Raw genomic sequence first — 25009 nt, 5'->3', positions numbered from 1 at the left:
CTTTTACTTTTTTCCGTACTGGGCAAGCATCGCATCAAGCTTGGCTTTGTTCTTGGCGATGAACTCTTCTTCCAAGGCAAATTGTGCGTCGAGCTGCACCTGGGCAGAGTTGGTTTTCTCACCACATTTAAAGTCGGCTACCGCCACCTGAATCTCGTACTCTTTGACCTCATCCTGCTGTTCCACGGTGGGCAGCGATGGTTCCCACTCCTCTGAGGTGCCTTCCGGCGCATCAGCGTAACCATAGAGTGCACTCTGTTTTTCCTGCACGAGGTTCTGTGCATCGCCCTGCTCCTTGAGGTCAGGGTAGCCCGCATCAGCCATACAATTAGCCCACTCCTGTTGCGCCTTAATAACCTTTGGATCCTGAGTAGATTTGCTGTAGAGCGAGTACAGTTCGTCAAAGAGGTCTTTGTACTCGGGGTCCTGTGAGGGATCCTCCGTGCCCTGAACCTCGTGGCTTGCCTTGCCGTAGCAGCCAGCGGTCTCCCAGTCGTACTCGGAGACAACTGGTTCAGAGCCCTCTTCCAGATCTTCTTCTCTGGGCTCCTCCACAGGCTCACCGTGCAGGGCAAGGTAGTAGGCTTCCTGCTCCCCCTCTGAGAGAGACTCAACATACTCGTCGTTAGGGTTCATCTCTTGGGTCTCATCTCCCGAGCCGTCTGTGTTCGTCGTTGAGAAGGTGGTGTAACCGTAACCATTTTTCTCAGCCCACTCGAGGGTTCCCATGCCTGTGTAAAAATCGTCGTCGGCCGACAACACCATTACATTCCCGGTGAAGGGTGTGTACTCAAATCCCTCTTCAGCCATACACACCGCAACAGCATCCTCAATTTTTTTCTGCTCCTGATCTATCGATTTCTGATCAAAGCTGGAGGAGTCCCCATACAGCGTCGAAAGATAAGCCGCAAGGGGGCTATCCTCGGCGGTCTTTTTATCACTCGCACCGGAACAACCGGCAAGCAGCAGCGCAGCCGCCGCCACAACACCAAGGGAACGAAAAGTTTGATATTTCATTATGTGAATCCCCTAAAAATTCTTAGCATAAATTTGCCACATCGCTCACTCACGCCCGCCCGCAACAGGCAAACGAATCAGACTCGACATAGACGTCCGACACAGTTACGCCTCCAATCTAGTACAGACCCGACAGACTATGGCGATTATCAACATAAATTTCCGACGGCTTGCCTCGCCAAGCGCAATCTTAAACCTCGTCCCGAACACTTTTCGAGCGAAGACACCGATTGTTTTATTTGAAGCGAACCTTATCCTTTTACTTAGATTTACAAAACATTAATTAAAGAGCCGAATACGCTCCCTCCTGATGTAAATTTATTTATTTTAAAAGCTTAATTTTGAGTTAATTGTAAAATGCATTAAAGAACTTCCGATGAGCAACCTTGAGGAAATAGACTATTTTGCAACCGGTTCATTTTCTCATAAGAAGGTAGCACTATGAAGTTTCCCACTGGTATGCATAGCTTTTTTATTACGACCTCTGTCTTCAGCATTTTGGGCAGCCTAAAATTTTCGCTTCCTCCGGCTACAGAGTCTCAGGCCCCCTCCACGTCCGCCCGTTCCAAACGAAGAGGAAACCGTAAGTTAACTCAGCCAAGCCCCATCGAGTTCTGCGACGCTTTCCCGTCAAACCTTGACATTATGCGCTAAATACGAGAAAAATTCCTCAGCACCCCGGGCGAAACGCGTCCCACCTTCATGGCCGTTAAATAAGTTGTAAGGTTGGCAACATGAAACCCGCCAACCTTAATCTCCTCACAAGTGTTTCAACCCCCACCGTGCATCCTCTCGGCACTATTGCCATTGCTGCGATAACCCACCCCTCACTCGAAGCGGACGCTCAGGTCGGGCAGCTGTGGCATATCCCTCTTAACAAAAAGGATAAGCCCCAACGCTTCACACGAGGATTCCACGACACCGCGCCACAATTTTCACCGGACGGCACGCTACTCGCTTTCCTCCGCACCGCACCGCAGGGAGCACCGCAGCTTCACGTGGTCAACACCAACGGTGGTGAACCCGTAAAAATCACCGACCGCCCACTCGGGATCAGCGAGTTCCTCTGGGCCCCCGACGGCCGCTCCCTCGCGTTTGTGAGCCGCACCCCCGAGGCGGGACGCTACGGGAGTGTTGCGGGAATCGGACCCGACGCCGAACCCGCACGCCGCATCCGAACCGCAAAGTATCAGGAAAACGGAATCGGCTACGTCACGGATCGTCGCGCACACATCTTCCTCGTCCCCACACCCGACGTGTGGTCTGAGCCGGCCGTGACTCCCGTGCCCAACCCAGATGGAACCATCGACGCCGCACCAACCGTACCCGAAGCCACCCAACTCACCCGCGGAGACTGGGACGATAGCGCAATCGCGTTTTCCCTCGATGGAAAAACACTCGCTTTTGTGTCGGCCCGGCACGACGGCCGCGATCACGACCTGTGCTCAAACGTCTTTCTTGTACCGATCGACGGCTCGACACAACCCGTAGAAATCACCGGAAAATATGGAAAATTCTCAGTGGAGAGCGTCCGCTACCGAAACGACGGTGTAATCACTTTTACCGCACAAAACATGGGCGAGAGCGGCCGAGACTTCGTCGCTCGCAACAGCGCACTCTACGCCTTTGATAACTCGGATGCTTCTCCCCGCATCCTCACCGATCCCGAAACCGTGGACTTCACCGAATCGAGCATCGTTGCCTACCGGGAAAGTTCAGTACTCGTTCGTAATCGACACCGCGCCAGCTACCTGCTCACCGAGGTTGCATCGGACGGAACGTTGCACCAGCTCACCGATGAACCTATCGTGGTTGTTGGTGCCGGAGTGGGCGGTGACACAATCGTGATGGGTTTTGCTAACGCCAGTACCAGCGGGGATATTGCGGTCATCCGCCCTGATGGTCCCCGTCAGCTCACCGATTTTTCGCGAGAACTGCGAGCAAACGGCATTGTCACTCCTACCGAACTCAATATCCCCGCCCGCGATGGCTACCCGGTTCACGGGTGGGTGCTCACCCCGGAGGGAGAGGGCCCCCACCCGGTTCTGCTCAACATTCACGGCGGCCCCTTCTACCTCTACACGGGTGCGCTTTTTGACGAGGCTCAAGTCTATGTTGACGCTGGCTACGCCGTGGTGATGTGCAACCCGCGCGGATCGGCTACCTACGGCCAGGAACACGGACGCATCATCCGACAGCGCATGGGAACCGTCGATATGACAGATGTGCTCGACTTCTTCGACGGAGTCCTCGCGCAGACCCCCACGCTCGACAAGGCACGAGTCGGGGTTATGGGCGGCTCCTACGGAGGCTACCTTACGGCGTGGACGATAGCGCACGATCACCGCTTTGCTGCCGCAATTGTTGAGCGTGCGTTCCTCGATCCCGAATATTTTATCGGTACCAGCGATATTGGGGGCTCCTTCAGCGACGAGTACACCGGAATTGATCCCGAGCAGATGCGTGCCCAGAGCCCTCAGGCGGTCGTGGGGCAGGTACGCACCCCGGCGCTCGTGCTGCACTCCAATAACGACCTACGCTGCCCGCTCGGGCAGGCCGAACGCTACTACGCGGCGCTCAAACGAAACGGGGTAGAAACAGAACTGGTCATCTTCCCGGGAGAAGACCACGAGCTCAGTCGCAGTGGTCGACCCAGGCACCGGCTGGAACGCTTTGAGATCATCCTCGATTGGTGGCAGAGACACCTTCCCGTGAAACGGTAGTTCCCGCGCCGGGGTCCCCACGACTGTATACGGCACAGAGGATTTTAATACCCGAGCGGGGGAAACCTCACCTCTCGAACGGATACTCACCCACGCCGATATTGAGCAGTAATCGGGCACTCAAAGGGGTCACGTGCGGCAAGCCCAACCCGGTTCAGGTACTCAATCACGATTGCATATGATCGCAGCATCGAGGTTTCCGTGTAGGGCACGTCAAGCGTTCGACAGTGCTCCCTCACAATCTCGCGAGCTTTTGAAAGGTAGGGACGAGCCATGCTGGGGAAGAGGTGGTGCTCAACCTGATAGTTCAGTCCACCCATAATCCAGGTAGCCCACCAACCACCCCGAATATTGCGAGAGGTACGAACCTGCTTGGTAAAGAAATCAAGCTTGGCATCGTGCGCTATCACCGGCATCCCCTTGTGGTTTGGGGCAAACGACGCCCCCATGTACACCCCAAAAACGGCTAGCTGTACACCAACAAAAGCAAAAGCCATGCCCAGTGGCAAAAAGATAAACACCGGAACGAGAAACAGAGCAAAACGTGCGGCTATGATTGCCAATTCTATCCAGCGACCCCTCACCTGTCCTCGGCCGAAAAGGTGGGTGAAGCTGTGGAAGTGCAAGTTTAATCCTTCAAGCGTGAGAAGGGGAAAGAAAAGCCACCCCTGTCGCTTTGTGATGGCCCGCCGTAAACCACGGGCCAAAATCGCATCTTCCTCCACAAAAGAGATGGTATCCACCTCGATATCGGGATCTTTACCCACCCGGTTCGGGTTGGCGTGGTGTCGCGTGTGCTTGGAGTCCCACCACGAATAACTCATGCCAATGACACCGGCAAGCACACGCGCCAACCGGTCATTACTCGGTCCCGTGGACAAAATTTGACGGTGCGCAGCCTCATGGGCAAGAAAGGCAATCTGTGTAAAGAGTATCCCCAGCGCGGCAGCGATCAGAAGTTGAAACCAGCTGTCACCCAGAAGGATAAAACCGGTAACAGCCCCACCAAATGCCACGGCAAGGCCAGCCCCAACAAGCAAGTAAAACCACGGGGTCCGCCGCAGGAGACCAGACTCGCGAACAACGTGTGATACTCGTGTATACGCCTTAGCAATTGGTGGAAAATCCTGCGAACGGGCTCGTGTAGGGAGAAGCGGGCCAAGGCCGTTAAGCCCCTCGGTATGGGTGGAAGTCATAATCGGCACCTTTTATATGGAAACCACTCGGAAGCGGCTCGGGGGTGAAGCCAAGGGCGATTGCCGATTGCTGTGCTCACTCTATCGGCCCGACCCTATAGACCTCTGCATATTCAAATATCCACAGAGGAGGGACAGGTTCGCCGCACAGGGGAGGGTGCACGCGCGGGCGCGGCCTACTCCAGTAACCACGCTGGAAACACCCTAAATACAACCCCCCGAGGGAATCGGCAAGCACAGCCACACCAAAATAGACGATTCACCCTGAGGATTTGCTCCCAAAAATTGCTGAGTGATAGTCCCGGATATGTAGTTCGAAACATACGGGAGCTCATGGTGCGTGCACCTCATCAAGTCCAAGACGGGTGCTGGCTTGCCGTCCCCCAATCGCAGGCCCCGGATACGCACCCCGGCGCTCGTGCTGCACTCCAATAACGACCTACGCTGCCCGCTCGGGCAGGCCGAACGCTACTACGCGGCGCTCAAACGAAACGGGGTAGAAACAGAACTGGTCATCTTCCCGGGAGAAGACCACGAGCTCAGTCGCAGTGGTCGACCCAGGCACCGGCTGGAACGCTTTGAGATCATCCTCGATTGGTGGCAGAGACACCTTCCCGTGAAACGGTAGCAATTGTGTACGACACTCACCGTGGGATGTTCCTGCGGGGATGCTCCGGCGTTTAGGCTTCAACGGACTGCTAAAACCCGAACGGATACCGCGTTTGAACGATTTTAAACGGGGCTCCGAAAGGATCCCTGAGCGTGGCAACGCGCCCAAACGGCCTGTAGTTCTCCTTGTGAATCAGGGTGCCACCGAGATCAATCGCAAGATCGACGGATGCCTCAACACTGGCAACACCAAAGTAGACGATCCACTGCGAGGGGTCATCCTCCGAGAGCCCCCCATCCTCCAGGATGCCAGCCTTGGCGTTCTCCTGAGCTCCCAGCGTGCAGTAGCGTGAGCTATCGGTATCGCTGATAACGGATGTGTCCCACCCAAAAGCCTCCCGGTAGAAGGAAACAGCCGCGTGATAATCCTCGGTGCGTAGCTCAAACCACGCCGGGGTGCCCGGCACACGCACCTCGTCGAAGCTGAAGTGTGTTCCAGCCTGCCACCCCGCAACTACGGCACCGGAAGGGTCGGTTGCCATCACCATGGTGCCCAAATCGTGCACCGGGTATGTAAGCTGCACAGACCCACCGGCCTTTGTGATGGCGTTGGCCGTGGCCTCGGCGTTATTGGTGTGAAGATACACCGTCCAGGCGTCTGGCGCAGCACCGTTGGTGTTATTGGGCATCAATCCGGCGATATGTTTGCCGCCAAGAAAGAAGTTAGTGTACCCGCCAAGTTCGTTTCCGTCCTCGCGCGAGGTCCAGCCAAACAGCTTTGTGTAAAATTCGCTCGCCGCAGCGGGATCTGAGCTGAAAAAGTCGATCCACACCGGTTCACCGGTTGTGTTCTGGATAAACGTTGACATCGGCATCCTTAACATACTGTGCGATTGGCGGGGCTTCCTCATCGTATCGCGCGGGACACTGCCCGCCAACAGGTTAGCGGCCTCCACCTCCACCTCCCCCACCGCCGCCACCGGAGAAGCCGCCGCCCGTTGAACCGCCCGAGAAACTTCCGCCACTTGATGATGAGGCCGGAGCTGAGGTGGAACGCATGGTCTGCGCCGAAAATCCAGCCATCGCCACGTTGAAGCTCACGGCATTAAACGCGTTTGCTGAGACAAACCAGTCTGGCTGTTCGTTCAGCTGTTCATAGTGCACGGAGAGAGCCCGTGTCCAACTTTCTTCGATATTCCAGAGAATTGCGTACGGCAGCAGCTTCTCGTAGAGATTGACAATCGCACGCGGGTCGGAAGGCTCCACCCGGTCAGCGGGATCCACTAACCCCACCGCACTCTCCGGGATGAAGGGAACACGCTCCGCCCCCGAAACGGATTGCAACATAGCAAAGCGGTCTTTCTCTGCAAGTTCCAGGTACATGCGTAACCCCTGGATGTACTCCCTCATTTCTACACCGGCCACCGTAAGCTGCGCAGGCTTCGTCAGTATAAAAGCGGCGGCAACAAACATGGCCAGGAGACCAAGAATAGCCGCAAGGGTGGAGCCGTTGAAGGCAGGCAGCACGAAGGCAAGCGTAATTGACCCAAAAATAAACGTGGCAAATATCGACGAAAATATAATCCATAGTTTTGGAAACGGCGCAGCGGGGCGAGCCCGCCAGCCCCGGGCGAGCATCCGCGGCCCCACCTCGGACATCAGGCTATGCAGCTTTGCTGCTCTACCCGCACTGGGGCCCACGAGCTCAACAATATCTCCTGGCGAAGGGCTCGGCCCAAAGAACACGTGAATCAATTCAATTTCGAGGTCGTCAAGCCCCTCCAACGAGCGGAATTCAAGCGTAAAGGGATTTTTTATTTTGCTCCCTTTTTTGGTCACGGCATAGTCAAAAATGCGCACATTATGACGCACCGCAAAACTCACCAATTGAGCGGATACCGCGCCCATCCCGGAGGAAACGATATTCTGAGCCTCCAACAGGTTCACATTTTTTGGAATCGTATACTGCGGGACAACAATGCCGCGCCCCTGCGGGGCTCTCCACACGCGAGCCCGAGAGACAGCAAGCATCACAACCGATGCCAACCCAAGACCCGTCCAGAGAAGAGGAAACACAGTGAACGCCCAGTGCTGCCCCGGTGCCGCGGGAATCACAAACGTGCCCCGATCAAAACCAACAGCGATGGTCATATTCTCTTCAGGGGCAACACCGCCATCAACAAATGCCTGAAAAAAGGCGGGATCATTCGGATCCTGTTCGATAGCACACGTGTCGGCGCTCCCCTGCGCTCCCGAATAGCAGGACATATTACCGTTAAGGCTGTCGACCAGTTCTGGGGCAAGGCGAAGCTCAACCTCCACCGAGTCAAACGGTTGAGCCCACGAGGTGCCATTGGTATCCCAGTAGAATTCATTTGCATCGGTATCGCCAAAATCCCGCACAACATTCACCTGCTCATATGTCAGAACAAAGGTGTGTTCCCCGAGTAAATATTCATCCGTGCCTATAGACACGGCAAGAAAACCGCTCTCGTGCGTGGCCTCGTAGGGCACAGCTTCCCCCCGCTCGTTGGTGACAGAACTGAGCCGAGTGTTCAGGTCAACCCCGTTATAGTCAAGCGGAATGTAACGGATAATGCCGCGGTTTTGCGGATGATCGGGAAATTGCGCAACAAGCGTTTCAACAGTAGTGAGCTGAGACTGACCCTCGATACTTCGCCCCAGGAGGTATTGCGCGTTAAAGCTTGAGAACCGAAAATCGTTCACGTTTGCTGCTGCGGGCTGTGGCGTAATAGTTAGCGAGCCAAAAAGAACGGTGATCGCGAACCCGAGCAGCACTGCTATGGTCGGTAGCCTGTGAGGCAACGTTGTACTAGGTAGTGCTTTGTGGAGTGATGTTCTCGGAAGTAGTGCGCGTCGCGGCAGGGGTCGCGTTTGTTGAGTCATAATTTTGAGGATAATGAGTTCCTGAGACTTTGTGGAATCTGGAACAGAACAGTGTGTCCCCACGGTACCCTAGCGCAGCGAGCGCCTCCTGAACAGTTTGCCCCCCAGGAGATCATCAAAATGCATCCACTCGCAATCGAAATCGCTGCCATCAACCCCCACGCATAACCCAGGGGCAAGGCAATCCCATCGCTCGATTGAGATGTGCTAACTGGACATCCGGTAGCTTTCCGCAGCGCGACGGACCGACCGTCCCTGGCCAACAATCACCGCTGCGAGGCCTTGGTTCTCAACAGCGGTGAAAGATGCATGAGCACGGGACTGAAGACCTCCGGTTATAGAGATTACGAGCGTGGTAACCCACATCCTGCCGGAGGTCTTTACCTCAGTTCATGTACTCATAACCCGTCAGGAACTGCACATAAGTAACGTTCTAGGCTGTCATCATGCTCCTCGATCCAGGGGGTGTGGTGGGGGACAGCCATCGTGCCGGTCATGACAGATCGGTAAGAGCGATCCCGATACCCCATAATGTCGTCCTTTTTATCACGCAAAGCGCTAGCAAAGACCTCCACGACCGCATCGATATCAAAATCAGGGTAATCCGTTTGCTGTATCAAATCACGGACATATTCGGCTTGAAACCGAAGCGCCTCGACCGCTTCAGTCAATGATTCGAAATGCGCTCTCCATTTTGCGATTGATTCATTCCGATCAGACTCGCTAGGAAGGTGAGCTCTACCAAGGATCAGATCTCGCACGTACCAGGCTTGGGCATCGAACATGTTGAATGTAAGCCACTGGTCTTGTGCACCGAGATAGAAGAGTGCCGGATTTCGCTGCCACACAACTCCCCGGTAGAGGCCTTCAGGAAAGAGGGTATTAGCTCCCGAAAGCGCAAGATTTTGGGGTAGAAACGGGTATTTGTGTAAATATCCAGTGCAGAGAATAATGACATCAACGTGCGCTGTGGTCCCATCGACAAATCGCACTGTGCTTCCGTTAATCTGCTTGACGGCAGGACGCTCTTCAAACCCCTTTGGCCACGCATATCCCATCGGTTTGGTGCGATAGCTAGCCTTTACTGACTTCGCGCCCATTTTGTAGGCTTGGCTACCGATATCTTCAGCCGAATAACTTGAGCCAACAACGAGGACATCAAGATTCCTAAACGATTCGGCACCGCGAAAATCATGTGCGTGCATGAGTATCCCTGGAAATGTCTCTATTCCCAAGATCTCCGGACTATTGGGAACAGAAAAATGCCCACTTGCTACTACTATGTGGTCGAATAATTCATCCGCTGTCTCACCGCTTGGCAAGTGCTCGCTTCGAACAACAAACTGGCCACTTTCTCGGACAAAATCGACACCTCGAACAACAGTTTCGAATCGGATAAATTTGCGCACATCGCTTTGCTGCAAGCGTCCAGAAATGTAATCCCACAGCACTGAACGGGGTGGATAGGACGAGATCGGTCGCTCAAAGTGCCTATCAAACGTGTAGTCGGCGAATTCGAGTCCCTCCTTCGGCCCGTTCGACCACAGGTTGCGGTACATACTGGAATGCACAGGCTCACCGTGTTTGTCGAGCCCCGTGCGCCAGGTGTAGTTCCACTGACCGCCCCAATTCGACTGTTTCTCGAAACACACAAGTTCAGGGATGTCCGCACCTTGGCGAGCTGCGGACTCAAATGCTCGTAGCTGAGCCATACCGCTCGGGCCTGCGCCAAGAATCGCAAGCCTCTTTTTCTTCGCATTCACAGATCCTCATTTCGTTAATTTTTTCTCGGCAGAGCACCATCGGCGACGTTCCCGTCCGTCGCAGGCACTTGCCTCAAATCTCCAGTGAGGTCCTGAATGATGATGGCACGCAAAATACATCGTGTCTTGATAATCCGCGGCCACTTCCAAGTTTATCAAAACGGGCATATTAAAGAATAGGAAACAATTAAGATTTACTTCAGTTATATCATTTATAATTTGTATATGAATGGTAAAAAACTTCCATTGTCGGGACAAACCGCTCTCATCACCAGGGTCTCACGTAGGAGCGGTGTCGGCTTTGCCGCCGCAAAGCGCCTGGCTCAGGACGGAGCCAGCATCTTTATCAGCCACTATTCAACACACGACGAGCAGCAGCCCTGGAAGGGAGATAACCTCGACGCGCTGCGTCACGAGCTATCGGAGCATCTGACAGTGGACGCGTCTTTTGCGGATATCTCGCTTGACCTGGCTGGCCCGGATGCTCCCTCTACCCTCATGGAGCACGCACTCGCGCTGACCGGTTCCCTTGAGATCATGATCTGCAATCACGCACGCAGCGGTTCTGACGGTTCAATATTGGATATTAACACCAACAGACTCGATGATCATTTCTTCGTTAATACCAGGTCTACAGTCTTGCTCACGAGCCTCTTTGCACAGGCCTTCTCCGGGCTGAGAGGAGGCCTGTCTGCCGCACCAGGCGATACGGTTGCGCCAGATAAAAAGGTGAGTGAGTATGAGACCGGCAGGGTGATCTGGCTCACCTCGAGCCAGGCTAGGCCCATGCCGGGAGAGATAGCCTACGCGATGAGCAAGGCGGCTTTAGCAGGCCTGGTTCGCACCGCTGCGTCTGAGTTAGTTCGATTGGGAATCCTGCTTAACGCGATCAATCCCGGCCCGGTGAACACGGGGTACCTGAATCCTTCTTCAACAGATCGCTCGACTGAGGTCCTGGAGGAGATTTTAGAAACCATGCCGCACATTCCGCGCACGTATGGGTACGGGCCCTACCCAGTGGCTTCTCCTTCGTCGTATGGAGTTGGCGAAACGGCTCTTGGAGACTACTACTGACTCGATCGACACGATCGCTCACCGTGCCGGTTTCGGTTCGGCCAATGCACTACGTACGCGCCTTCATGCTTGCACCGGAGTCTCACCCGCCGCCTACCGGAAGACATTCCAACAGACGCAATGAGCCGCCGCCCGGCGAGCACCCCAAGGTGGGGCCTATGCGTCAAAGCGTGTGGATGAACCTTCGCAGTCATCTCACTCTGCGCCCAGGCACCCCTTCAGGTCAGGAACTGCTCGGCCTAGGGAAACGATTACGCCGAGTATGTGCCACCCAAGCGGAGGTCCATGAGGAAGTCGCCCAGCTCCGAGGGATGCCTGCGCGGGAGGCCGCGAAGCGGATCGAAGCGCAATGCGACACGGCAGAGCAGGCCCGCCTCGCGCGTGAAGCTTGCTCCCGCAAACTCCACAGCTCGTCACACGACCACGACTTCGGAACCAGTGACCCACACCGAGACTCGCTCGGCCTATGACGCAGGGTGGCCGGCGGAAGTTCCGACATCGACTTGCCTTAGAGTGCGCTCAAACTTCTATCCTGGTTGCATGACCGAAAGCAACGATGGGCTGACCGTGGCGCAGATGAGCGCCGAGACGGGAGTCTCCGGACACACGCTCCGCTACTACGAGCGCGCCGGTCTGATCCGACCCGTCACACGAAACTCGGGCAACCAGCGTCGTTACTCGCGCGCCGATGTGGAATGGGTGCGATTCCTTCTGCGGCTGCGCGAGACAGGGATGCCCGTCGCACGGATGCGTGAATACGCGGCCCTTCGCGAGCAAGGCCCAATGACCACGGGCGGCCGTCTCAACATGCTCGAAGCACACCGCACACGTCTGCGTGAGCAGATCGCGCAGCTCACCGCGCACGAGCACGCATTAGCCGAGAAGATCACAACCTACCGCGAGCAGCTCGACGCGCTCGAACCCCCACGAGAGGACTCCAAACATGCCTGATTCAGATGAGCGCGCCCGCAGATTCGCGGACGGTAAGATCGTGCTCGATGCTGTGGATGGCACCGCAGGCACCAACATCATCGACAATCTCACAGACATTTCCCCGGAGCTCGGGCATCAAGTCGTGGCGTGGGCATTCGGTGAGATGTACTCCCGCACGGAGCTTGCGCCACGGGATCGCCAGCTCGTCACCCTCGGTATGCTGACGGCGCTCGGCGGATGCGAGCCGCAACTCGAAGTCCACATCAATGCGGCGCTGAATGTCGGTCTTGAACCGAAACAGATCATCGAAGCGTTCCTACACTCAGCGGTATACTGCGGTTTCCCTCGTGCCCTCAATGCCACGTTCACCGCGGAGAAGGTCTTTACCGAGCGCGGGTTGATGCCCCTCGTATAGCGGGCTCGCAGATCTCACTTCTCATTCCGTCGGTGAACGCAGCGATGCGGGGTGCCGATTCGGTACTCCCGTATTCAGTCCGTGTCGTCTGCCAAACCGTCGGCATGGACTTGCGTACCCTCTCTCACGGTATCGCCACCACCGGGCACAAATTCTCGCCGCCGGAGATCAGCAAACTCGAATCCGGGGATCACCGCGTGGACGTGGACGACCTCACCGTGATCGCATACCTGCTGCGAACGCCCCCCACTCCTCACCCCACCGGGCATTGCAAATAGCGGCAGGGTGAGCTCCGAAGGCGGATGGCCCGGCGGTACCAGGCCTTTGGCTCCCGCATCTTTCAGCAGAGGTTCATCGCTTGGGCCGTACGCCGGGAACAACAGCGCGGATCGCCTTGCTCAATATCTCGTCATTGCGGAGACCACTCGGCGGCTCGCAACTCGACCCTGCAGGTAATCTGCACAGAAGGAATAACGACCACCCAGGATTGCGGGCGGCGCACGTCGAACGATGAAGCATCGTCTCGAATGCTGCCGAAGCGACCTCCCAGGCGTCCAGCCCGTACTTGTGCCCGAGCCACCCGGAATCGCCGAGTTACCCCCTGCGGTGGGTGTGGTTTGCCCGGACATGATGATGCCTCCTGCAGCTAAAGGGAATTGGTGTTCAATCCGAGTCGCTCACGCGCCGGTTCGCGTCGACACCACGCGCAAGAACGCACTACTGTCTCTGTGTGACACGGCTGGACAGCGCGATGAGCGCAGCAATAGCGGCAAGGGTTGCGCCCGTCCATAGCGTGACGCCGAGTCCTGCTCCATCGATGAGGGTGCCGCCGAGTGCGGCTCCTGCGGCGATCCCTGCGTTGAAGACACCCGACCAGATCGCAGCACTGGTCTCGACCCGGGCAGGGTCGGCCTGCCTCGTCCATGACTGGGTGGACACGGCAACCCCGCCATATGCGACGCCCCACGCTGCGACCACGATCACCACGATCGACAACCCCAGGTCGAGCGTCAGCAAGGCAATGCACGTGGCGATGCCCGCGGTCACAACCAGGCTTGAGGTACGCGGTCGGCTACCAGCGAGCGGCCCGAGGCCGAAGGTTCCCGCAATCCCGGCCGCACCATAGAATGCAAGGATCAAGGCGATCACGGCGGGTGTTGCACCGGATCCGTCGAGGAGCGGTCGCACGTAAGTGAACGCGGTAAAATGGCCGACGACAACGCATGCGGTCACTATCAGGCCGTTGCGCACCCCGGAGTTCCCCAGCACCCCGAACAGGCCGCGCACCGTCGCCCGCTCCGTCACGGGCAACCTGGGCAATGTGATCGCTAGTACCACCACGACGACGCCAGAGAGGGCGGCAAGCGTGAAGAACGCTGCCCGCCAGTCAATGAGCGAGGCAGTGTAGGTGCCCGCGGGAATGCCGAGCACGGAGGCGAGGGCGACACCGGAGAAGATCCAGGTCATCGCTTTCCCGATTTGCGACTCGTCAACGAGGCGGAGGCCGATGCCCGCAGCGATGCCCCAGACCAAGCCGAGAGCCACGCCCAGCAGTACCCGGCTGAGCATGAGCACCGTGAACGTCTGAGCGAACCCGGACACGAGATTCGCCACAGCCAGCAACCCCATGAAGACGATGAGCGCAATCCGGCGATCCAACCGGCCGATAAGCACCGGGGCGAACGGCGAGAGCACCGCACCGAGCACCCCCGTGATCGTCAACGAGAGACCGGCGATGCCTTCCGATACGCCCAGGGCGTCAGCGAGCGGGGTGAGCAGGCCAACGGGCATCATCTCGGAGGTGACGACCGTGAACGTGCTCGCGGTGATTGCGGCAACCGCAGCCCACGGCGATAGCCTCCGCGTTGCCTTCTGCGGTTCAGTGCTTTCCAACCCATGGTGTTCAGGGGTCATGGTCGGTTCTGTCACGAATGCTCCTCTGGCCTCATCCAACAGCCACATACATTGCGTATGTGAATATGACAGATTCTCATCCACGTACGATGCGTATGTCAAGTTAGACTGTGAGGAGAAGCGAAACGGAGGGAGTGAACGAGATGACACGGCGTAGTCGAGCACAGATGCTGGACGAGACACACGGCTTGCTCGTTGGAGCAGCCCGCGAGTTCTTCGGCCGCTTCGGGTACGCAGCAACCTCGATGGATGATCTCACTGCTTCAGTCGGGCTGACTCGGGGGGCGCTCTACCATCACTTCGCGGGCAAGAGCGGTCTGCTCGTAGGAGTGGTGAAAGCGATTGATGCAGAGCTGTGCAATCGACTCGGGGTAGTTAGCGCTCGGTATGACGATCCATTGACCGCGCTCGCGAAGCGCAGCCGCGCCTATCTCGAACTCACCCAGGCCGCCGACATGCAGCAGATTCTCTTCAAGGATGCCCCTGCGGTACTACCGGAGGTTACTGAAGCATCGGTCAACTCGTGCCTTGCCTCGTTAGAGACGCTGTTCGAGCAAGCCCGCGGTAAGGGCCTACTCCCCGCGGGGGCCTCTCCACGAACGCTGGCGATGCTCCTGACGGGAGCACTACGGGATGCCTCCCAGTGGATTGCAGCAGCGTCGGACACGGAGCGAACGGAACGTCTGAGCGAGGCAGCATCCGCAGCGGCTCTGTTCGTTGAAGGCCTTCGCCAGAACCACTAGACCCGCACGGGCTGAACAACGCAACCGTTTCATCAATAACTGCCACCGACTCAGGCCAGGCCCCCACCGGCACCAGCTTCATCAAGACGCACCCAAACCTCGCCCACGTCCCAAGAAATTCCCACAAAACCGTGCCGCCCTGAGTGCTGACCCTCAAGACCAGACCAACCCCTGTTCTTTGAATGCACTTTTCTAGCGCTTCCAACGCAAACGACCCCCGACCTTGAGAACTTAATCCCAAGCCAGGGGCCATTTCATTCGCGTGCGCGAGGGGGGACTTGAACCCCCACGCCCTTGCGGGCACTGGCACCTGAAGCCAGCGCGTCTACCAATTCCGCCACTCGCGCGTGTTCCGCTGCGCTCACCGTAGAGAAAACACAACGACTAAGTGAGATTACCAGTATCCACAGGATTTCCCAAACCAAAACCTATCCACAATCTTCTGATAAAGGTTAGTTAGGCTGATTCTCCGTATACGATTTAGCTACAACAAAATGAGACTTCCAACAAGAAAAGAACCCTAAAAACCAGAAGAAACGAGGCAAGAAATGACGCAAAAAAGCCAGATAAACCCGAAGATTCAGCCTGTCGATTCTCAAACTCACAGCCAATACAAGTAACATTCTTGTGAACCAACCGGTAAATCGTGTGGAGTAATTAGTGGGAATTCTAGAGAACTTTGAGCGCGGGCTTGAGCGCGTGGTCAATAGTGCCTTCGCTAAAACGTTCCGCTCAGGGTTACAACCGGTAGAGATCGCAGCCGCTCTCAGGCGCGAACTCGATGTTAACGCGGTCGTGGTGGATCGCGACAGAACCCTCGCACCCAATTCTTTTGTCATACGGATTTCTCCCCAGGACTACAAACGTGTAACGAACATGGGCGAAACCCTTCGCGACGAGCTCCTGCAGGTTATTAACAAACACGCAAAAATTCAGGGGTACCAATTTGCCGGGCCTATCTCTCTTAAGCTCAAATCCGACACAAACCTCTCCGACGGGATACTTCAGATTGATGTTGAAACTCTCAAGGGTTCAGTGTCCTGGAGCCCGGTTCTTGATATCGATGGCAAGCGTCATCCGATCACCAAGCCTCGCACGGTTATTGGTCGCGGCCGCGACGCAGACATCACCCTGAACGATACGGGCACCTCCCGCAAACACATCGAAATAGTATGGGATGGGCGCAACAGTAAAGTACGCGATCTGGGTTCCACAAACGGCACAAAAGTTAACGGAAACTCCGTCTCAGAGGTCGTATTAGAGCCAAACTCCGAGATTTTAATCGGACAAACGCGTATTATCTATCGAGTGCTCCCTCAAGCAACTTCCCCAACACCCAGGTCAAACACCCGGGTAGAAGACAAAACTGTTGTCCAGCCTCAGGTGCAGGATGATTTCTGGAGGGATCTGTGAGTGAGCTAACACTTTTGGTGCTTCGCCTCGTGTTCCTCCTCGTTCTGTGGGGGTTCGTTTTTGCAGTGGTATACGCACTAAGAAGTGATCTCTTTGGTGTTTCTACGCGAAAACTCAAAGACTCAAGCCCACAAGAAACCCAGCCTGTACCGCCCACAGCAAACTTTCGGGTTTCGGCCTCCCTCACGGGCGACCCAGCAACCGATATCATTGCCACGCCAACAACGCCCTCCGCTCCGTCGGCCCCCGCACGACGCCTCGTTATTACCAGCGGGCCTAAAACCGGCGAAGAGTTCCCGCTCGGAACCGAACCCCTCACAATAGGTCGCTCGAGCGATTCCGGTCTTGTCATTCGCGATGAGTACACCTCCACACACCACGCCCGCTTAGTTCTCAAGGCAGATCAGTGGTACATCCACGACCTTGACTCCACCAACGGAACCCTCCTCAACTCCTCACGAGTGTCATCACCAACGCCGGTCCCACTCAACACCCCGATAACAATCGGCAAAACCACGTTCGAACTGAGAAACTAAAACGTGATCATTCACCGCACAGCACAGACACGCGAGAATCTCCGCCTCCTTTCCGGGAGGCGCGAATGACCGTGTTCTTCTCCACTGCTGCGAGTTCCCACGTGGGCATGGTTCGCGCTAATAACCAAGACTCCGGATACTCGGGACAACACATGTTTGTGGTCGCCGATGGAATGGGCGGCCACGCGGGTGGAGATGTCGCCTCGGCGCTCACTATTAAAAAAATCACCGACCTTGATCGCGAGTTTGATAAGCCAGAGGAGGCCACGGAAAGCTTCCGTGAAAAGCTGCTAGACGTCAACAAGGTGCTCAGCGAAACCGTCTATGAACATCCAGAACTCGCGGGAATGGGCACCACCGTGAGCGGCCTCATAGCGGTTGGTGATCAATTAGCACTCGGACACATTGGCGACTCGCGCATCTATCTTTTACGCGGGGGTGAACTCAGCCAAATCACCGAAGATCACACGTTTGTCCAACGCCTTGTTGAAAGCGGCCGAATCACAGAAGAAGAGGCAAAGACTCATCCACGCCGTTCCGTACTGATGCGCGTGCTCGGCGATGTAGACTCCTCCCCTGAAATAGACACAATGGTCTTTACCGCCCAACCCGATGATGTCTGGCTACTGTGCTCCGACGGTCTCAGCAGCTACGTCAGCAATGACGAGATGTACGACATCCTGGTCAATCGAATCTCGCTAGAAAGCGCAGTCGACAAACTCATCGAAAAAAGCCTGGTACACGGAGCTCCCGATAATGTCACGGCAATTCTTGTGGAAGCTCACGGAACCCCACAACCTCCCCTCGAAACCAAAATGGTGGGTGCGGCAGCCCTTCCTATTGCATACGGCGAAAGTGATGCAGAGATCGTTCAACCGGGGGGATGGTTGCGTGGTGGCCGCAGGATTGCCCCGGTTCCCGAAAGCCACTTCGAACCCGGTGGAGACGAGTATCTCGACGAGATCATTGCAGAGTCAAAGCGTCGGGTCAGACAGCGGCGACTCTTTTGGTTCCTCTCCATGCTCCTGGTACTTATTGTCCTCGTGTCCAGTGCATTTATTGCGTACCAGTGGACTCAAACACGTTTCTTTGTAGGAACAAACGGCTCAACAGTAATTATTTATCGGGGTGTGCAGCAAGATATCGGCCCCATCTCACTATCGTCCGTTTACGAAGACACCGGCATCCCAGTTAAAGACCTGGGACAGTTTGATCAACAACGCCTTACTGAGACCATCAGCGCCGACTCACTAGAAAACGCCCGCAAGATAGTGACACGATTGGAGGATGTGAATGACTAGCTCATCTCTCCACATCGAAAAACCCCAAATTGATAAATCGGTTGAGCGCATCAAACCGCCCAAGTCGAGCAAACTTCCAGGCAAACTACGCAATCTCGAGCTTGTTCTTCTCATCTTTGCCTTTGGTATCAACCTCAGCGCTATCGTTCTGGTACAGTGGGGCGCTCTGGACGAAATTGATGTCACTCCCCTGCTGCTCAATCTCAGCCTTTGCGCGGTAATTTTTGCCCTGCACCTCACGGTTCGAATGGTTGCCGCCGACGCCGATCCTCTGATCATTCCGATTGCAACCGTGCTTAATGGAATTGGCATAGCACTGATTTACCGCATTGACCTAGGCCTCGATCAAGACCTCTGGGATTCATCCTCCTCGCGGCAGGTACTGTGGTCGGCAATATCGGTTTCCCTTGCAATCGTGGTGCTCATTGTTATTCGCAACCACAGAATGCTTCTCCGCTACACCTACATTGCCGGCCTGCTCACCACGGTGCTGCTCCTTCTCCCGATGGTTCCAGGCCTAGGCAGAACCATCAATGGTGCCCAAGTGTGGATCAGCATCGGGACAATGAGCTTTCAACCGGGCGAGATGGCAAAACTCACCCTCGCAATTTTCATGGCCGGATACCTTGTAAGCAATCGCGACTCGCTCTCCATGGTGGGAAAAAAATTCATGGGAGTCTCACTGCCACGAGTGCGCGACCTGGGGCCCCTGCTGCTTTTTTGGCTCATGGCCATGTCTGTCATCGTGTTTCAACAGGATCTGGGCACAGCACTCCTCTACTTTGGAATCTTCCTGGTGATTGTCTACGTTGCCACGGGACGGCTCATGTGGGTTATTCTGGGGCTCGGCATGTTTCTTGGTGGCGCTCTTGTTGCCAGCCAAACCCTCGAATACGTGCGGGGCCGCTTTAATCACTGGCTTGATCCATTCAATCAAGAACTATACGAGGGCGTTCACGGCAGCTACCAAATCGTGCAGGGCCTCTTTGGGATGGCGCAGGGGGGACTGGTCGGCACTGGCCTTGGTCAGGGCCGCCCCCAAATAACGCCACTTGCCCAGAGCGATTACATATTTTCCAGCATCGCTGAGGAGCTTGGACTCGCTGGAGTATTCATCCTTCTCTCCCTGTATATGCTGCTCGTGGGTCGCGGTCTTCGCATCAGCTTTGCCGCAAGAGATGATTTTGGGAAGTTGCTCGCGATAGGAATGACCTTCCTCATCGCACTCCAGATTTTTATTGTGATCGGTGGCGTAACCCGCGTCATTCCCCTCACGGGACTCACCGCGCCATTCTTAGCCGCCGGTGGTTCATCCCTTCTCGCAAACTGGATAATTGTTGCACTTTTCCTCAGGATCTCTGACACCATTCGTAATCAACCCAGGATGGTGATTCAATAGTGAATAAACAAATAAAATATGTAACTATAGTTATATTTTTGATGTTTTTCTCGATCATGACATCCTCAACGATTATTCAAGGATTTCAAGCCGATAACCTCCAAAGCGACGCACGCAATACTCGGGCAATACTTGATAGCTATCAGATACAGCGCGGCCCGATACTGGTTGGCGGCGTACCCATCGCGGAATCCGTTCCAATAGATGATCGCTTCAGATTCCAGCGGGTCTACCCCCAGGGGGAACTATACGCTCCCGTAACAGGCTACTTCACCCACACCCAAGGGCGAACGGGTATTGAAGGCGCCATGAACGACGAGTTAAGCGGCGCAAACGAGAGCTTCATAGACGACATCACCCGAATAGTAACGGGCCAGCAGCAACAGGGCGCAGCGGTCAACCTCACCCTCAACGCAACAGCGCAGCAGGCTGCCTTTGATGCACTCGAAAACTACTCCGGCGCAGCGGTTGCCTTTGTTCCCAACACGGGCAAAATTCTTGCGATGGCCTCAAAACCCACTTTTAATCCCAACGATTTTGCGGTGCACGACAATGCCGCAATCCTCGAAGTCTACAACCGGCTTCTCGAGGACCCCGCCGGACCTCTCTTCAACCGTGCCATTACCGGAAACCTTAACCACCCGGGTTCCACCTTTAAACTTGTCACCGCTGCCGCCGCCCTTGAAAGCGGCCAATACACCCCGGGGTCAACATTCCCCAACACTGGCGAATTCCCACTACCTCAAACAAACTCAGCCATCCGAAACTCCTGGAGAGGGTTGTGTGGCCCCGGTCCAACCACCACCCTTGAAACCGGCTTAATCATGTCGTGTAACACGCAATTCGCTCAGATAGGTGTGGATATGGGTAGTGAAGCGATCTTTAACCAGGCCGAAAAGTTTGGTTTTAATCAAGACTTACGAATTCCCCTCCGAGTAACACCCAGCAAATTTAATCGTGTGATGAACGCCCCCCAGAGCGCTTTGAGCGCCATAGGGCAGCAAGATGTTATCGCTACTCCCCTCCAGATGGCGATGGTTTCTGCCTCCATCGCAAACGGAGGTAAACTCATGAAGCCCCAGCTTGTTGAGAGCGTTATTAACCCCAACCTTAGCGTCCAGAGCGAGTTCAAAGCCGAGGAACTCTCGACAGCCCTCACACCAGAAATTGCAAAGACTCTTACGGATATCATGGTTCAGACCGTCTCCGCTCCAAACGGTAGCGCAAGACCTGCGAGAATAGACGGAGTAAACGTTGCGGGTAAAACGGGGACGGCAGAAAATGGTGAGGACAGCAGTGGAAATCCTAAACCCTACACACTCTGGTTTACTGGATTTGCCCCGGCTGAAAACCCTCAGGTAGCCGTGGCTGTTGTGGTTGAAGACGGTGCGGGACGAGGAACGGCTGCAACATCCGAAGAGATTGCTGCTCCAATTGGAAAGAAAATTATAGAGGCGGTGCTAAACCAATGAGACCAACTTCAGGACTGACATTTGGTGGACGTTATGAGCTCATTTCGCGAATCGCGATTGGTGGCATGGGCGAGGTTTGGAAAGCAACCGACCGCATTATCGGCCGTACTGTCGCAATCAAGATCCTTAAAGACGAGTACATGGGAGATCCGGGCTTCCTGGAACGCTTCCGTGCTGAAGCTCGTCACGCAGCCCTCGTCAATAACGAGGGAATAGCCAACGTCTTTGACTACGGTGAAGAACAGGGTTCTGCATACATTGTGATGGAGTTGGTTCCGGGAGAGCCGCTCTCCACCATTCTTGAGCGGGAAGGGGTTCTTCCCTCAGATCGTGTCCTGGGAATTATTGCCCAGACCGCCTCAGCCCTTCACGCCGCACACGAAGCAGGCCTTGTCCACCGCGATATTAAGCCGGGAAATCTCCTCATTACCCCCGAGGGCCGCGTAAAGATTACAGACTTCGGTATCGCTCGCATCGCTGATCAAGTTCCCCTCACCGCTACGGGTCAGGTCATGGGAACGGTTCAGTATCTTGCTCCCGAGCAAGCGAGCGGCCACCAGGCAACCGCTGCAACCGATATCTACTCCCTCGGAATTGTCGCCTACGAATCCCTCGCGGGAAAACGCCCGTTTACGGGAGAGTCACAGGTAGCAATCGCTATGGCTCAGATCAACGAGCAGCCTCCTCCTCTTCCCACAACCGTGAGCGAACCACTGCGCAACCTGGTTTTTGCCTGCCTGGCCAAAGATCCCAAGGAACGCCCCACCGATGCTCTTAAACTCGCCCAGGCAGCTTCGGCTCTCCATCGGGGTGACATCCGAACCGCTGCCGCCGCTGTACCCGCAATCATCTCGGGGGCAGAAGCACCAAGAGAAGACGCCACCAGGCTACTCACAACCGCACTACCCGCTGAGGATGCCACCACCGTTCTTGCGACAAACCCAGAAAATGACACCAGCGCAACCTCGATCCTGAATCCCGAAACAGAAACAGAAGAAAACGCTGAAGAAGCCGCCAAAAAGAAAAAACGCAGCCCGTGGACCTGGCCTCTTGTTGCCCTCATTGTAATCCTGGTGCTGGTTTTGGGTGGGACTGTCTGGGCAATGCTGGGAAATAATAATGCTGGAACACAGCCCACCACACCCCCGACAACTCCCACCATGACCCCGACCCCCACACCGACAGAACCACCCGAGCCCGACGGGGCCGATATCGATGAGAGCGATTGGACGGGCAAACCCCTTGATGAGGTCACTCGCGGCCTCACAAACCTTGGTTTCACAGTGAATCAGGTTGCGGGTTCCGTCGCCCCCACAACAGCCGCCGTAAACACCGTTTACAGGGTAAACCCGGTTGGCAGAAACGTGTTATTTAGCCAGCCAATCACGGTAACCTACTACACACCCATCGGTGCTCCCACCACGCCCACAAGCACACCGAGCATCATCATTGATCAATCAGACCCCGGAACAACCGCAAACGGTGTTTATGCAAACTCACGCTTTGTTGTTCAATGGAACGATTCTGCATCAAGCTGTCCCGCGGGAACACACGTACGGAGCTACAATGTGCAGGTTGATGGTGGGGCTACCGTAGTCCGACAGCCCGGCAACACACTCACCGCAGAAATCCGCTCGGCAGCCGCCAATATGAACGTTATCTTTAACGTTGTGTGTGGTTCGGATGCTATTGCAGAGCAGACATCACCCTGGTCAAGCCCCCTGACGGTCAACATTCTGACCAGACCAACCGAGTCACCCTCTCCACAGGGCTAAGCCAACGCGGGGTGTGAAACAACACCCCGCACTTACTCAGCTTTTTGTTATATCTCGGTCGTAGAATGAAAAATCAATAACTTCCACTGAAAGGCCGCCTGTGATCAACGCACGACGCATCCTTGCGGGGCGCTATGAAGTTGGTGAACTGATTGGAACGGGTGGAATGTCCACCGTATTCCGCGGCACAGATACTAAACTCGGTCGACCAGTTGCTATAAAAATCCTTAAAGCAGCTCTTGCCAACGATACAGCCTTCCGTGAGCGCTTCCGACAGGAAGCACAATCGGCATCGCGCATGGCGCATCCCACTATCGTGCGCATATTTGATGCTGGCGAAGATCTCATGCAGACACCCGAGGGGTCAGAGGTGATGCTGCCCTTTATTGTCATGGAGTACGTTGAGGGCCAGAATCTCCGTGAAATTATCTCCTCTGGGCCTCTCGGTGTTGAGGAATCCTGCCGAATCATTGAGAGTGTCCTCACCGCGCTGGAGTACTCTCACCGCGCCGGTGTAGTTCACCGAGACATTAAACCCGCAAACATTATGATCACGCCCAGTGGTCAAATCAAAGTTATGGACTTCGGTATTGCCCGAGCCATTTCAGATAGCTCTTCCACAGTTGCCCAGACAACCGCAATACTCGGAACAGCAGCATACTTTTCACCGGAACAGGCCAAGGGCGAAACGGTAGACACACGCACCGACCTTTATTCCGCCGGAATCGTACTCTACGAAATGCTCACGGGTGCGGTTCCTTTCAACGGAGACACGGCGGTCTCTGTCGCCTACCAGCATGTAAGCGAGCCCCCGCTTCCTCCAAGCACTCGGAATTCCGCTGTTCCCGAATCCCTCGATCGTGTTGTCATGCGTGCACTCGCAAAAGACCGAACTCAGCGCTTTCAAACCGCTACCGAGTTCCGTGAGTACGTTAAACTTTCATCCTCAGGCTCTGTTCCAGACTTTCACGCTGCCAATGATCTGGAAGAGTCTATCTTTGGAACGAGCGCCGACCAGCTTTCCGAATCGGAGCTGGCGCTTAAACAACTCGCCGAAAATACCTCTGTGGTTCGCACACAGAATCGTCCTCCCGTCATGTGGATGTGGACCGCGATTCTCAGCATTGGCGTGATCATTGTTGCCGTTACATTCTGGTTACTCACGATCACTCCTCGAGAAATCATCCCTGATAGCACGCGCATTGTTCCCAACCTGAGCGGACAAACACAAGAACAGGCAACAGAAGCACTCAATGAGCTAGAGCTTTTGGCTCAGCCAGTCACCGAGGAAAGCGACACCGTCGAAGCGGGTAAGGTTATTCGTACCGAACCAGACGCTGAAACCCGAGTATCTCCCAGAGATGTTATACGACTCTATGTTTCTTCTGGGAAGGCCACTGCAAGCGTGCCCGATACTTCTCGAATGACACTGGAACAGGCCACCCAAACACTTGAAACTGCTGGGTTCCGTGTGGGCACTATCAATCGCGTGGATGACCCTGTTATACCCACGGACAACCTCATTTCGACCGATCCCGAGATCGGAGCCACAGCAACCGTGGGAACAGTGATTCGCCTCACAATATCCACGGGAAGCGTCTCTATTCCGGACGTCACCGGCCAAGGAATCACAGCCGCCCGTGACCTTTTGAATAACCTTCGCCTCACAGTTGAGCTGAGCGCAAAAAGAGACTGTTCCCAGGAAACAGGCTCCCCCGTTGTAGCGCAGTCACTCGTGGGGCAACAGCCACAGAGCTCCCGCATCACGATTTTCTATTGCAGCGGTTAGTAATCCTGCGCGCGAATACACTCGCCTTCT

The 25009-nt window shown here is 55.5% G+C and carries 21 protein-coding genes, 1 tRNA gene and 1 pseudogene; 14 read left to right on the top strand and 9 right to left on the bottom strand.

The window, feature by feature from the left end; translation table 11 throughout:
* Positions 1-3: 3 nt before the first annotated feature.
* Positions 4-1017 (bottom strand): hypothetical protein, encoded by a 1014-nt coding sequence (locus tag FrondiHNR_RS00205; protein WP_279353246.1) that lies wholly within the window; start codon positions 1015-1017, stop codon positions 4-6.
* Between the two features lie 734 nt (positions 1018-1751).
* On the opposite strand from FrondiHNR_RS00205, the gene FrondiHNR_RS00200 reads away from it, so the two are divergent.
* Positions 1752-3740, top strand: a complete 1989-nt coding sequence (locus FrondiHNR_RS00200; protein ID WP_279353245.1) for a S9 family peptidase — start codon at positions 1752-1754, stop codon at positions 3738-3740.
* An 86-nt stretch (positions 3741-3826) separates the two neighbouring features.
* Here the strand turns inward: FrondiHNR_RS00200 and FrondiHNR_RS00195 are convergent, their stop codons facing one another.
* On the bottom strand, positions 3827-4936 hold the full coding sequence (locus FrondiHNR_RS00195) for an acyl-CoA desaturase (RefSeq protein WP_279353244.1): 1110 nt from the start codon (positions 4934-4936) through the stop codon (positions 3827-3829).
* Between the two features lie 397 nt (positions 4937-5333).
* Here FrondiHNR_RS00195 and FrondiHNR_RS00190 point away from each other — a divergent pair.
* Positions 5334-5564, top strand: a pseudogene (locus FrondiHNR_RS00190) (prolyl oligopeptidase family serine peptidase); the annotation flags it as partial.
* A gap of 70 nt (positions 5565-5634) precedes the next feature.
* Here the strand turns inward: FrondiHNR_RS00190 and FrondiHNR_RS00185 are convergent.
* From FrondiHNR_RS00185 to FrondiHNR_RS00175, 3 genes are all read right to left on the bottom strand, one after another.
* Positions 5635-6414 carry a VOC family protein gene (locus tag FrondiHNR_RS00185; RefSeq protein ID WP_279353243.1) on the bottom strand — a complete coding sequence of 260 codons (780 nt, stop codon included), beginning with the start codon at positions 6412-6414 and terminating at the stop codon, positions 5635-5637.
* A gap of 73 nt (positions 6415-6487) precedes the next feature.
* Complete coding sequence (locus tag FrondiHNR_RS00180; protein ID WP_279353242.1) at positions 6488-8344, bottom strand: DUF2207 domain-containing protein; 1857 nt, start codon at positions 8342-8344, stop codon at positions 6488-6490.
* 506 nt (positions 8345-8850) lie between these two features.
* Positions 8851-10215, bottom strand: a complete 1365-nt coding sequence (locus FrondiHNR_RS00175) for an NAD(P)/FAD-dependent oxidoreductase (protein WP_279353241.1) — start codon at positions 10213-10215, stop codon at positions 8851-8853.
* Positions 10216-10440: 225 nt separating this feature from the next.
* Here FrondiHNR_RS00175 and FrondiHNR_RS00170 point away from each other — a divergent pair, with 225 nt between their 5' ends.
* From FrondiHNR_RS00170 to FrondiHNR_RS00155, 4 genes are all read left to right on the top strand, one after another.
* Complete coding sequence (locus tag FrondiHNR_RS00170) at positions 10441-11289, top strand: SDR family oxidoreductase (RefSeq protein ID WP_279353240.1); 849 nt, start codon at positions 10441-10443, stop codon at positions 11287-11289.
* Between the two features lie 158 nt (positions 11290-11447).
* On the top strand, positions 11448-11759 hold the full coding sequence (locus FrondiHNR_RS00165; protein WP_279353239.1) for a hypothetical protein: 312 nt from the start codon (positions 11448-11450) through the stop codon (positions 11757-11759).
* A 70-nt stretch (positions 11760-11829) separates the two neighbouring features.
* Positions 11830-12240, top strand: coding sequence for a MerR family transcriptional regulator (locus tag FrondiHNR_RS00160; RefSeq protein ID WP_279353238.1), 411 nt, complete (start codon positions 11830-11832; stop codon positions 12238-12240).
* A complete protein-coding gene (locus FrondiHNR_RS00155) occupies positions 12233-12637 on the top strand; it encodes a carboxymuconolactone decarboxylase family protein (protein WP_279353237.1) in 405 nt (134 codons plus the stop codon). The genes FrondiHNR_RS00160 and FrondiHNR_RS00155 overlap by 8 nt, the downstream gene beginning before the upstream one ends.
* Positions 12638-12711: 74 nt before the next feature.
* Here the strand turns inward: FrondiHNR_RS00155 and FrondiHNR_RS00150 are convergent, their stop codons facing one another.
* Both FrondiHNR_RS00150 and FrondiHNR_RS00145 read right to left on the bottom strand, forming a co-directional pair.
* A complete protein-coding gene (locus FrondiHNR_RS00150) occupies positions 12712-13017 on the bottom strand; it encodes a hypothetical protein (RefSeq protein WP_279353236.1) in 306 nt (101 codons plus the stop codon).
* A gap of 337 nt (positions 13018-13354) precedes the next feature.
* Positions 13355-14701: an MFS transporter gene (locus FrondiHNR_RS00145; protein ID WP_279353235.1), complete on the bottom strand. Its 1347-nt coding sequence runs from the start codon at positions 14699-14701 to the stop codon at positions 13355-13357.
* Here FrondiHNR_RS00145 and FrondiHNR_RS00140 point away from each other — a divergent pair.
* On the top strand, positions 14695-15294 hold the full coding sequence (locus FrondiHNR_RS00140) for a TetR/AcrR family transcriptional regulator (protein WP_279353234.1): 600 nt from the start codon (positions 14695-14697) through the stop codon (positions 15292-15294). The genes FrondiHNR_RS00145 and FrondiHNR_RS00140 overlap by 7 nt on opposite strands.
* A 50-nt stretch (positions 15295-15344) precedes the next feature.
* Here the strand turns inward: FrondiHNR_RS00140 and FrondiHNR_RS00135 are convergent, their stop codons facing one another.
* Together FrondiHNR_RS00135 and FrondiHNR_RS00130 are read right to left on the bottom strand one after the other, a co-directional pair.
* Positions 15345-15482 carry a hypothetical protein gene (locus FrondiHNR_RS00135; RefSeq protein WP_279353233.1) on the bottom strand — a complete coding sequence of 46 codons (138 nt, stop codon included), beginning with the start codon at positions 15480-15482 and terminating at the stop codon, positions 15345-15347.
* A gap of 75 nt (positions 15483-15557) precedes the next feature.
* Positions 15558-15641: transfer RNA gene (locus tag FrondiHNR_RS00130), tRNA-Leu, on the bottom strand.
* A 313-nt stretch (positions 15642-15954) separates the two neighbouring features.
* Here FrondiHNR_RS00130 and FrondiHNR_RS00125 point away from each other — a divergent pair.
* The 7 genes from FrondiHNR_RS00125 (at position 15955) to pknB (ending at position 24979) form a co-directional block, all read left to right on the top strand.
* Positions 15955-16707: a DUF3662 and FHA domain-containing protein gene (locus tag FrondiHNR_RS00125; RefSeq protein WP_279353232.1), complete on the top strand. Its 753-nt coding sequence runs from the start codon at positions 15955-15957 to the stop codon at positions 16705-16707.
* A complete protein-coding gene (locus FrondiHNR_RS00120; RefSeq protein ID WP_279353231.1) occupies positions 16704-17243 on the top strand; it encodes an FHA domain-containing protein in 540 nt (179 codons plus the stop codon). Before FrondiHNR_RS00125 ends, FrondiHNR_RS00120 begins: the two co-directional genes overlap by 4 nt.
* Positions 17244-17308: 65 nt before the next feature.
* On the top strand, positions 17309-18544 hold the full coding sequence (locus FrondiHNR_RS00115; protein ID WP_279353230.1) for a Stp1/IreP family PP2C-type Ser/Thr phosphatase: 1236 nt from the start codon (positions 17309-17311) through the stop codon (positions 18542-18544).
* Positions 18537-19943: an FtsW/RodA/SpoVE family cell cycle protein gene (locus FrondiHNR_RS00110; protein ID WP_279353229.1), complete on the top strand. Its 1407-nt coding sequence runs from the start codon at positions 18537-18539 to the stop codon at positions 19941-19943. Before FrondiHNR_RS00115 ends, FrondiHNR_RS00110 begins: the two co-directional genes overlap by 8 nt.
* Before the next feature lie 56 nt (positions 19944-19999).
* The gene (locus tag FrondiHNR_RS00105) at positions 20000-21415 is read left to right on the top strand and encodes a penicillin-binding transpeptidase domain-containing protein (protein WP_347567109.1); all 1416 of its coding nucleotides are present in this window, start codon (positions 20000-20002) and stop codon (positions 21413-21415) included.
* Positions 21412-23190, top strand: coding sequence for a protein kinase (locus FrondiHNR_RS00100; RefSeq protein WP_279353227.1), 1779 nt, complete (start codon positions 21412-21414; stop codon positions 23188-23190). The genes FrondiHNR_RS00105 and FrondiHNR_RS00100 overlap by 4 nt, the downstream gene beginning before the upstream one ends.
* A gap of 100 nt (positions 23191-23290) precedes the next feature.
* Entirely contained in the window at positions 23291-24979 is a 1689-nt protein-coding gene (gene pknB, locus FrondiHNR_RS00095) for a Stk1 family PASTA domain-containing Ser/Thr kinase (protein ID WP_279353226.1), read from the top strand.
* Positions 24980-25009 lie beyond the last annotated feature (30 nt).

Origin of the sequence: Lysinibacter sp. HNR, assembly GCF_029760935.1 — a bacterium.
In the GTDB taxonomy this organism is placed as follows: domain Bacteria; phylum Actinomycetota; class Actinomycetes; order Actinomycetales; family Microbacteriaceae; genus HNR.
This window is presented reverse-complemented; position numbering and strand designations above follow the sequence as displayed.

What these genes read in the sequence shown, in the direction of transcription:
- FrondiHNR_RS00205 (WP_279353246.1), bottom strand. Translation starts at nt 1,017, where the DNA reads ATGAAATATCAAACTTTTCGTTCCCTTGGTGTTGTGGCGGCGGCTGCG.
- FrondiHNR_RS00200 (WP_279353245.1), top strand. Translation starts at nt 1,752, where the DNA reads ATGAAACCCGCCAACCTTAATCTCCTCACAAGTGTTTCAACCCCCACC.
- FrondiHNR_RS00195 (WP_279353244.1), bottom strand. Translation starts at nt 4,936, where the DNA reads ATGACTTCCACCCATACCGAGGGGCTTAACGGCCTTGGCCCGCTTCTC.
- FrondiHNR_RS00185 (WP_279353243.1), bottom strand. Translation starts at nt 6,414, where the DNA reads ATGTCAACGTTTATCCAGAACACAACCGGTGAACCGGTGTGGATCGAC.
- FrondiHNR_RS00170 (WP_279353240.1), top strand. Translation starts at nt 10,441, where the DNA reads ATGAATGGTAAAAAACTTCCATTGTCGGGACAAACCGCTCTCATCACC.
- FrondiHNR_RS00165 (WP_279353239.1), top strand. Translation starts at nt 11,448, where the DNA reads ATGCGTCAAAGCGTGTGGATGAACCTTCGCAGTCATCTCACTCTGCGC.
- FrondiHNR_RS00160 (WP_279353238.1), top strand. Translation starts at nt 11,830, where the DNA reads ATGACCGAAAGCAACGATGGGCTGACCGTGGCGCAGATGAGCGCCGAG.
- FrondiHNR_RS00155 (WP_279353237.1), top strand. Translation starts at nt 12,233, where the DNA reads ATGCCTGATTCAGATGAGCGCGCCCGCAGATTCGCGGACGGTAAGATC.
- FrondiHNR_RS00140 (WP_279353234.1), top strand. Translation starts at nt 14,695, where the DNA reads ATGACACGGCGTAGTCGAGCACAGATGCTGGACGAGACACACGGCTTG.
- FrondiHNR_RS00115 (WP_279353230.1), top strand. Translation starts at nt 17,309, where the DNA reads ATGACCGTGTTCTTCTCCACTGCTGCGAGTTCCCACGTGGGCATGGTT.
- FrondiHNR_RS00110 (WP_279353229.1), top strand. Translation starts at nt 18,537, where the DNA reads ATGACTAGCTCATCTCTCCACATCGAAAAACCCCAAATTGATAAATCG.
- FrondiHNR_RS00105 (WP_347567109.1), top strand. Translation starts at nt 20,000, where the DNA reads ATGACATCCTCAACGATTATTCAAGGATTTCAAGCCGATAACCTCCAA.
- FrondiHNR_RS00100 (WP_279353227.1), top strand. Translation starts at nt 21,412, where the DNA reads ATGAGACCAACTTCAGGACTGACATTTGGTGGACGTTATGAGCTCATT.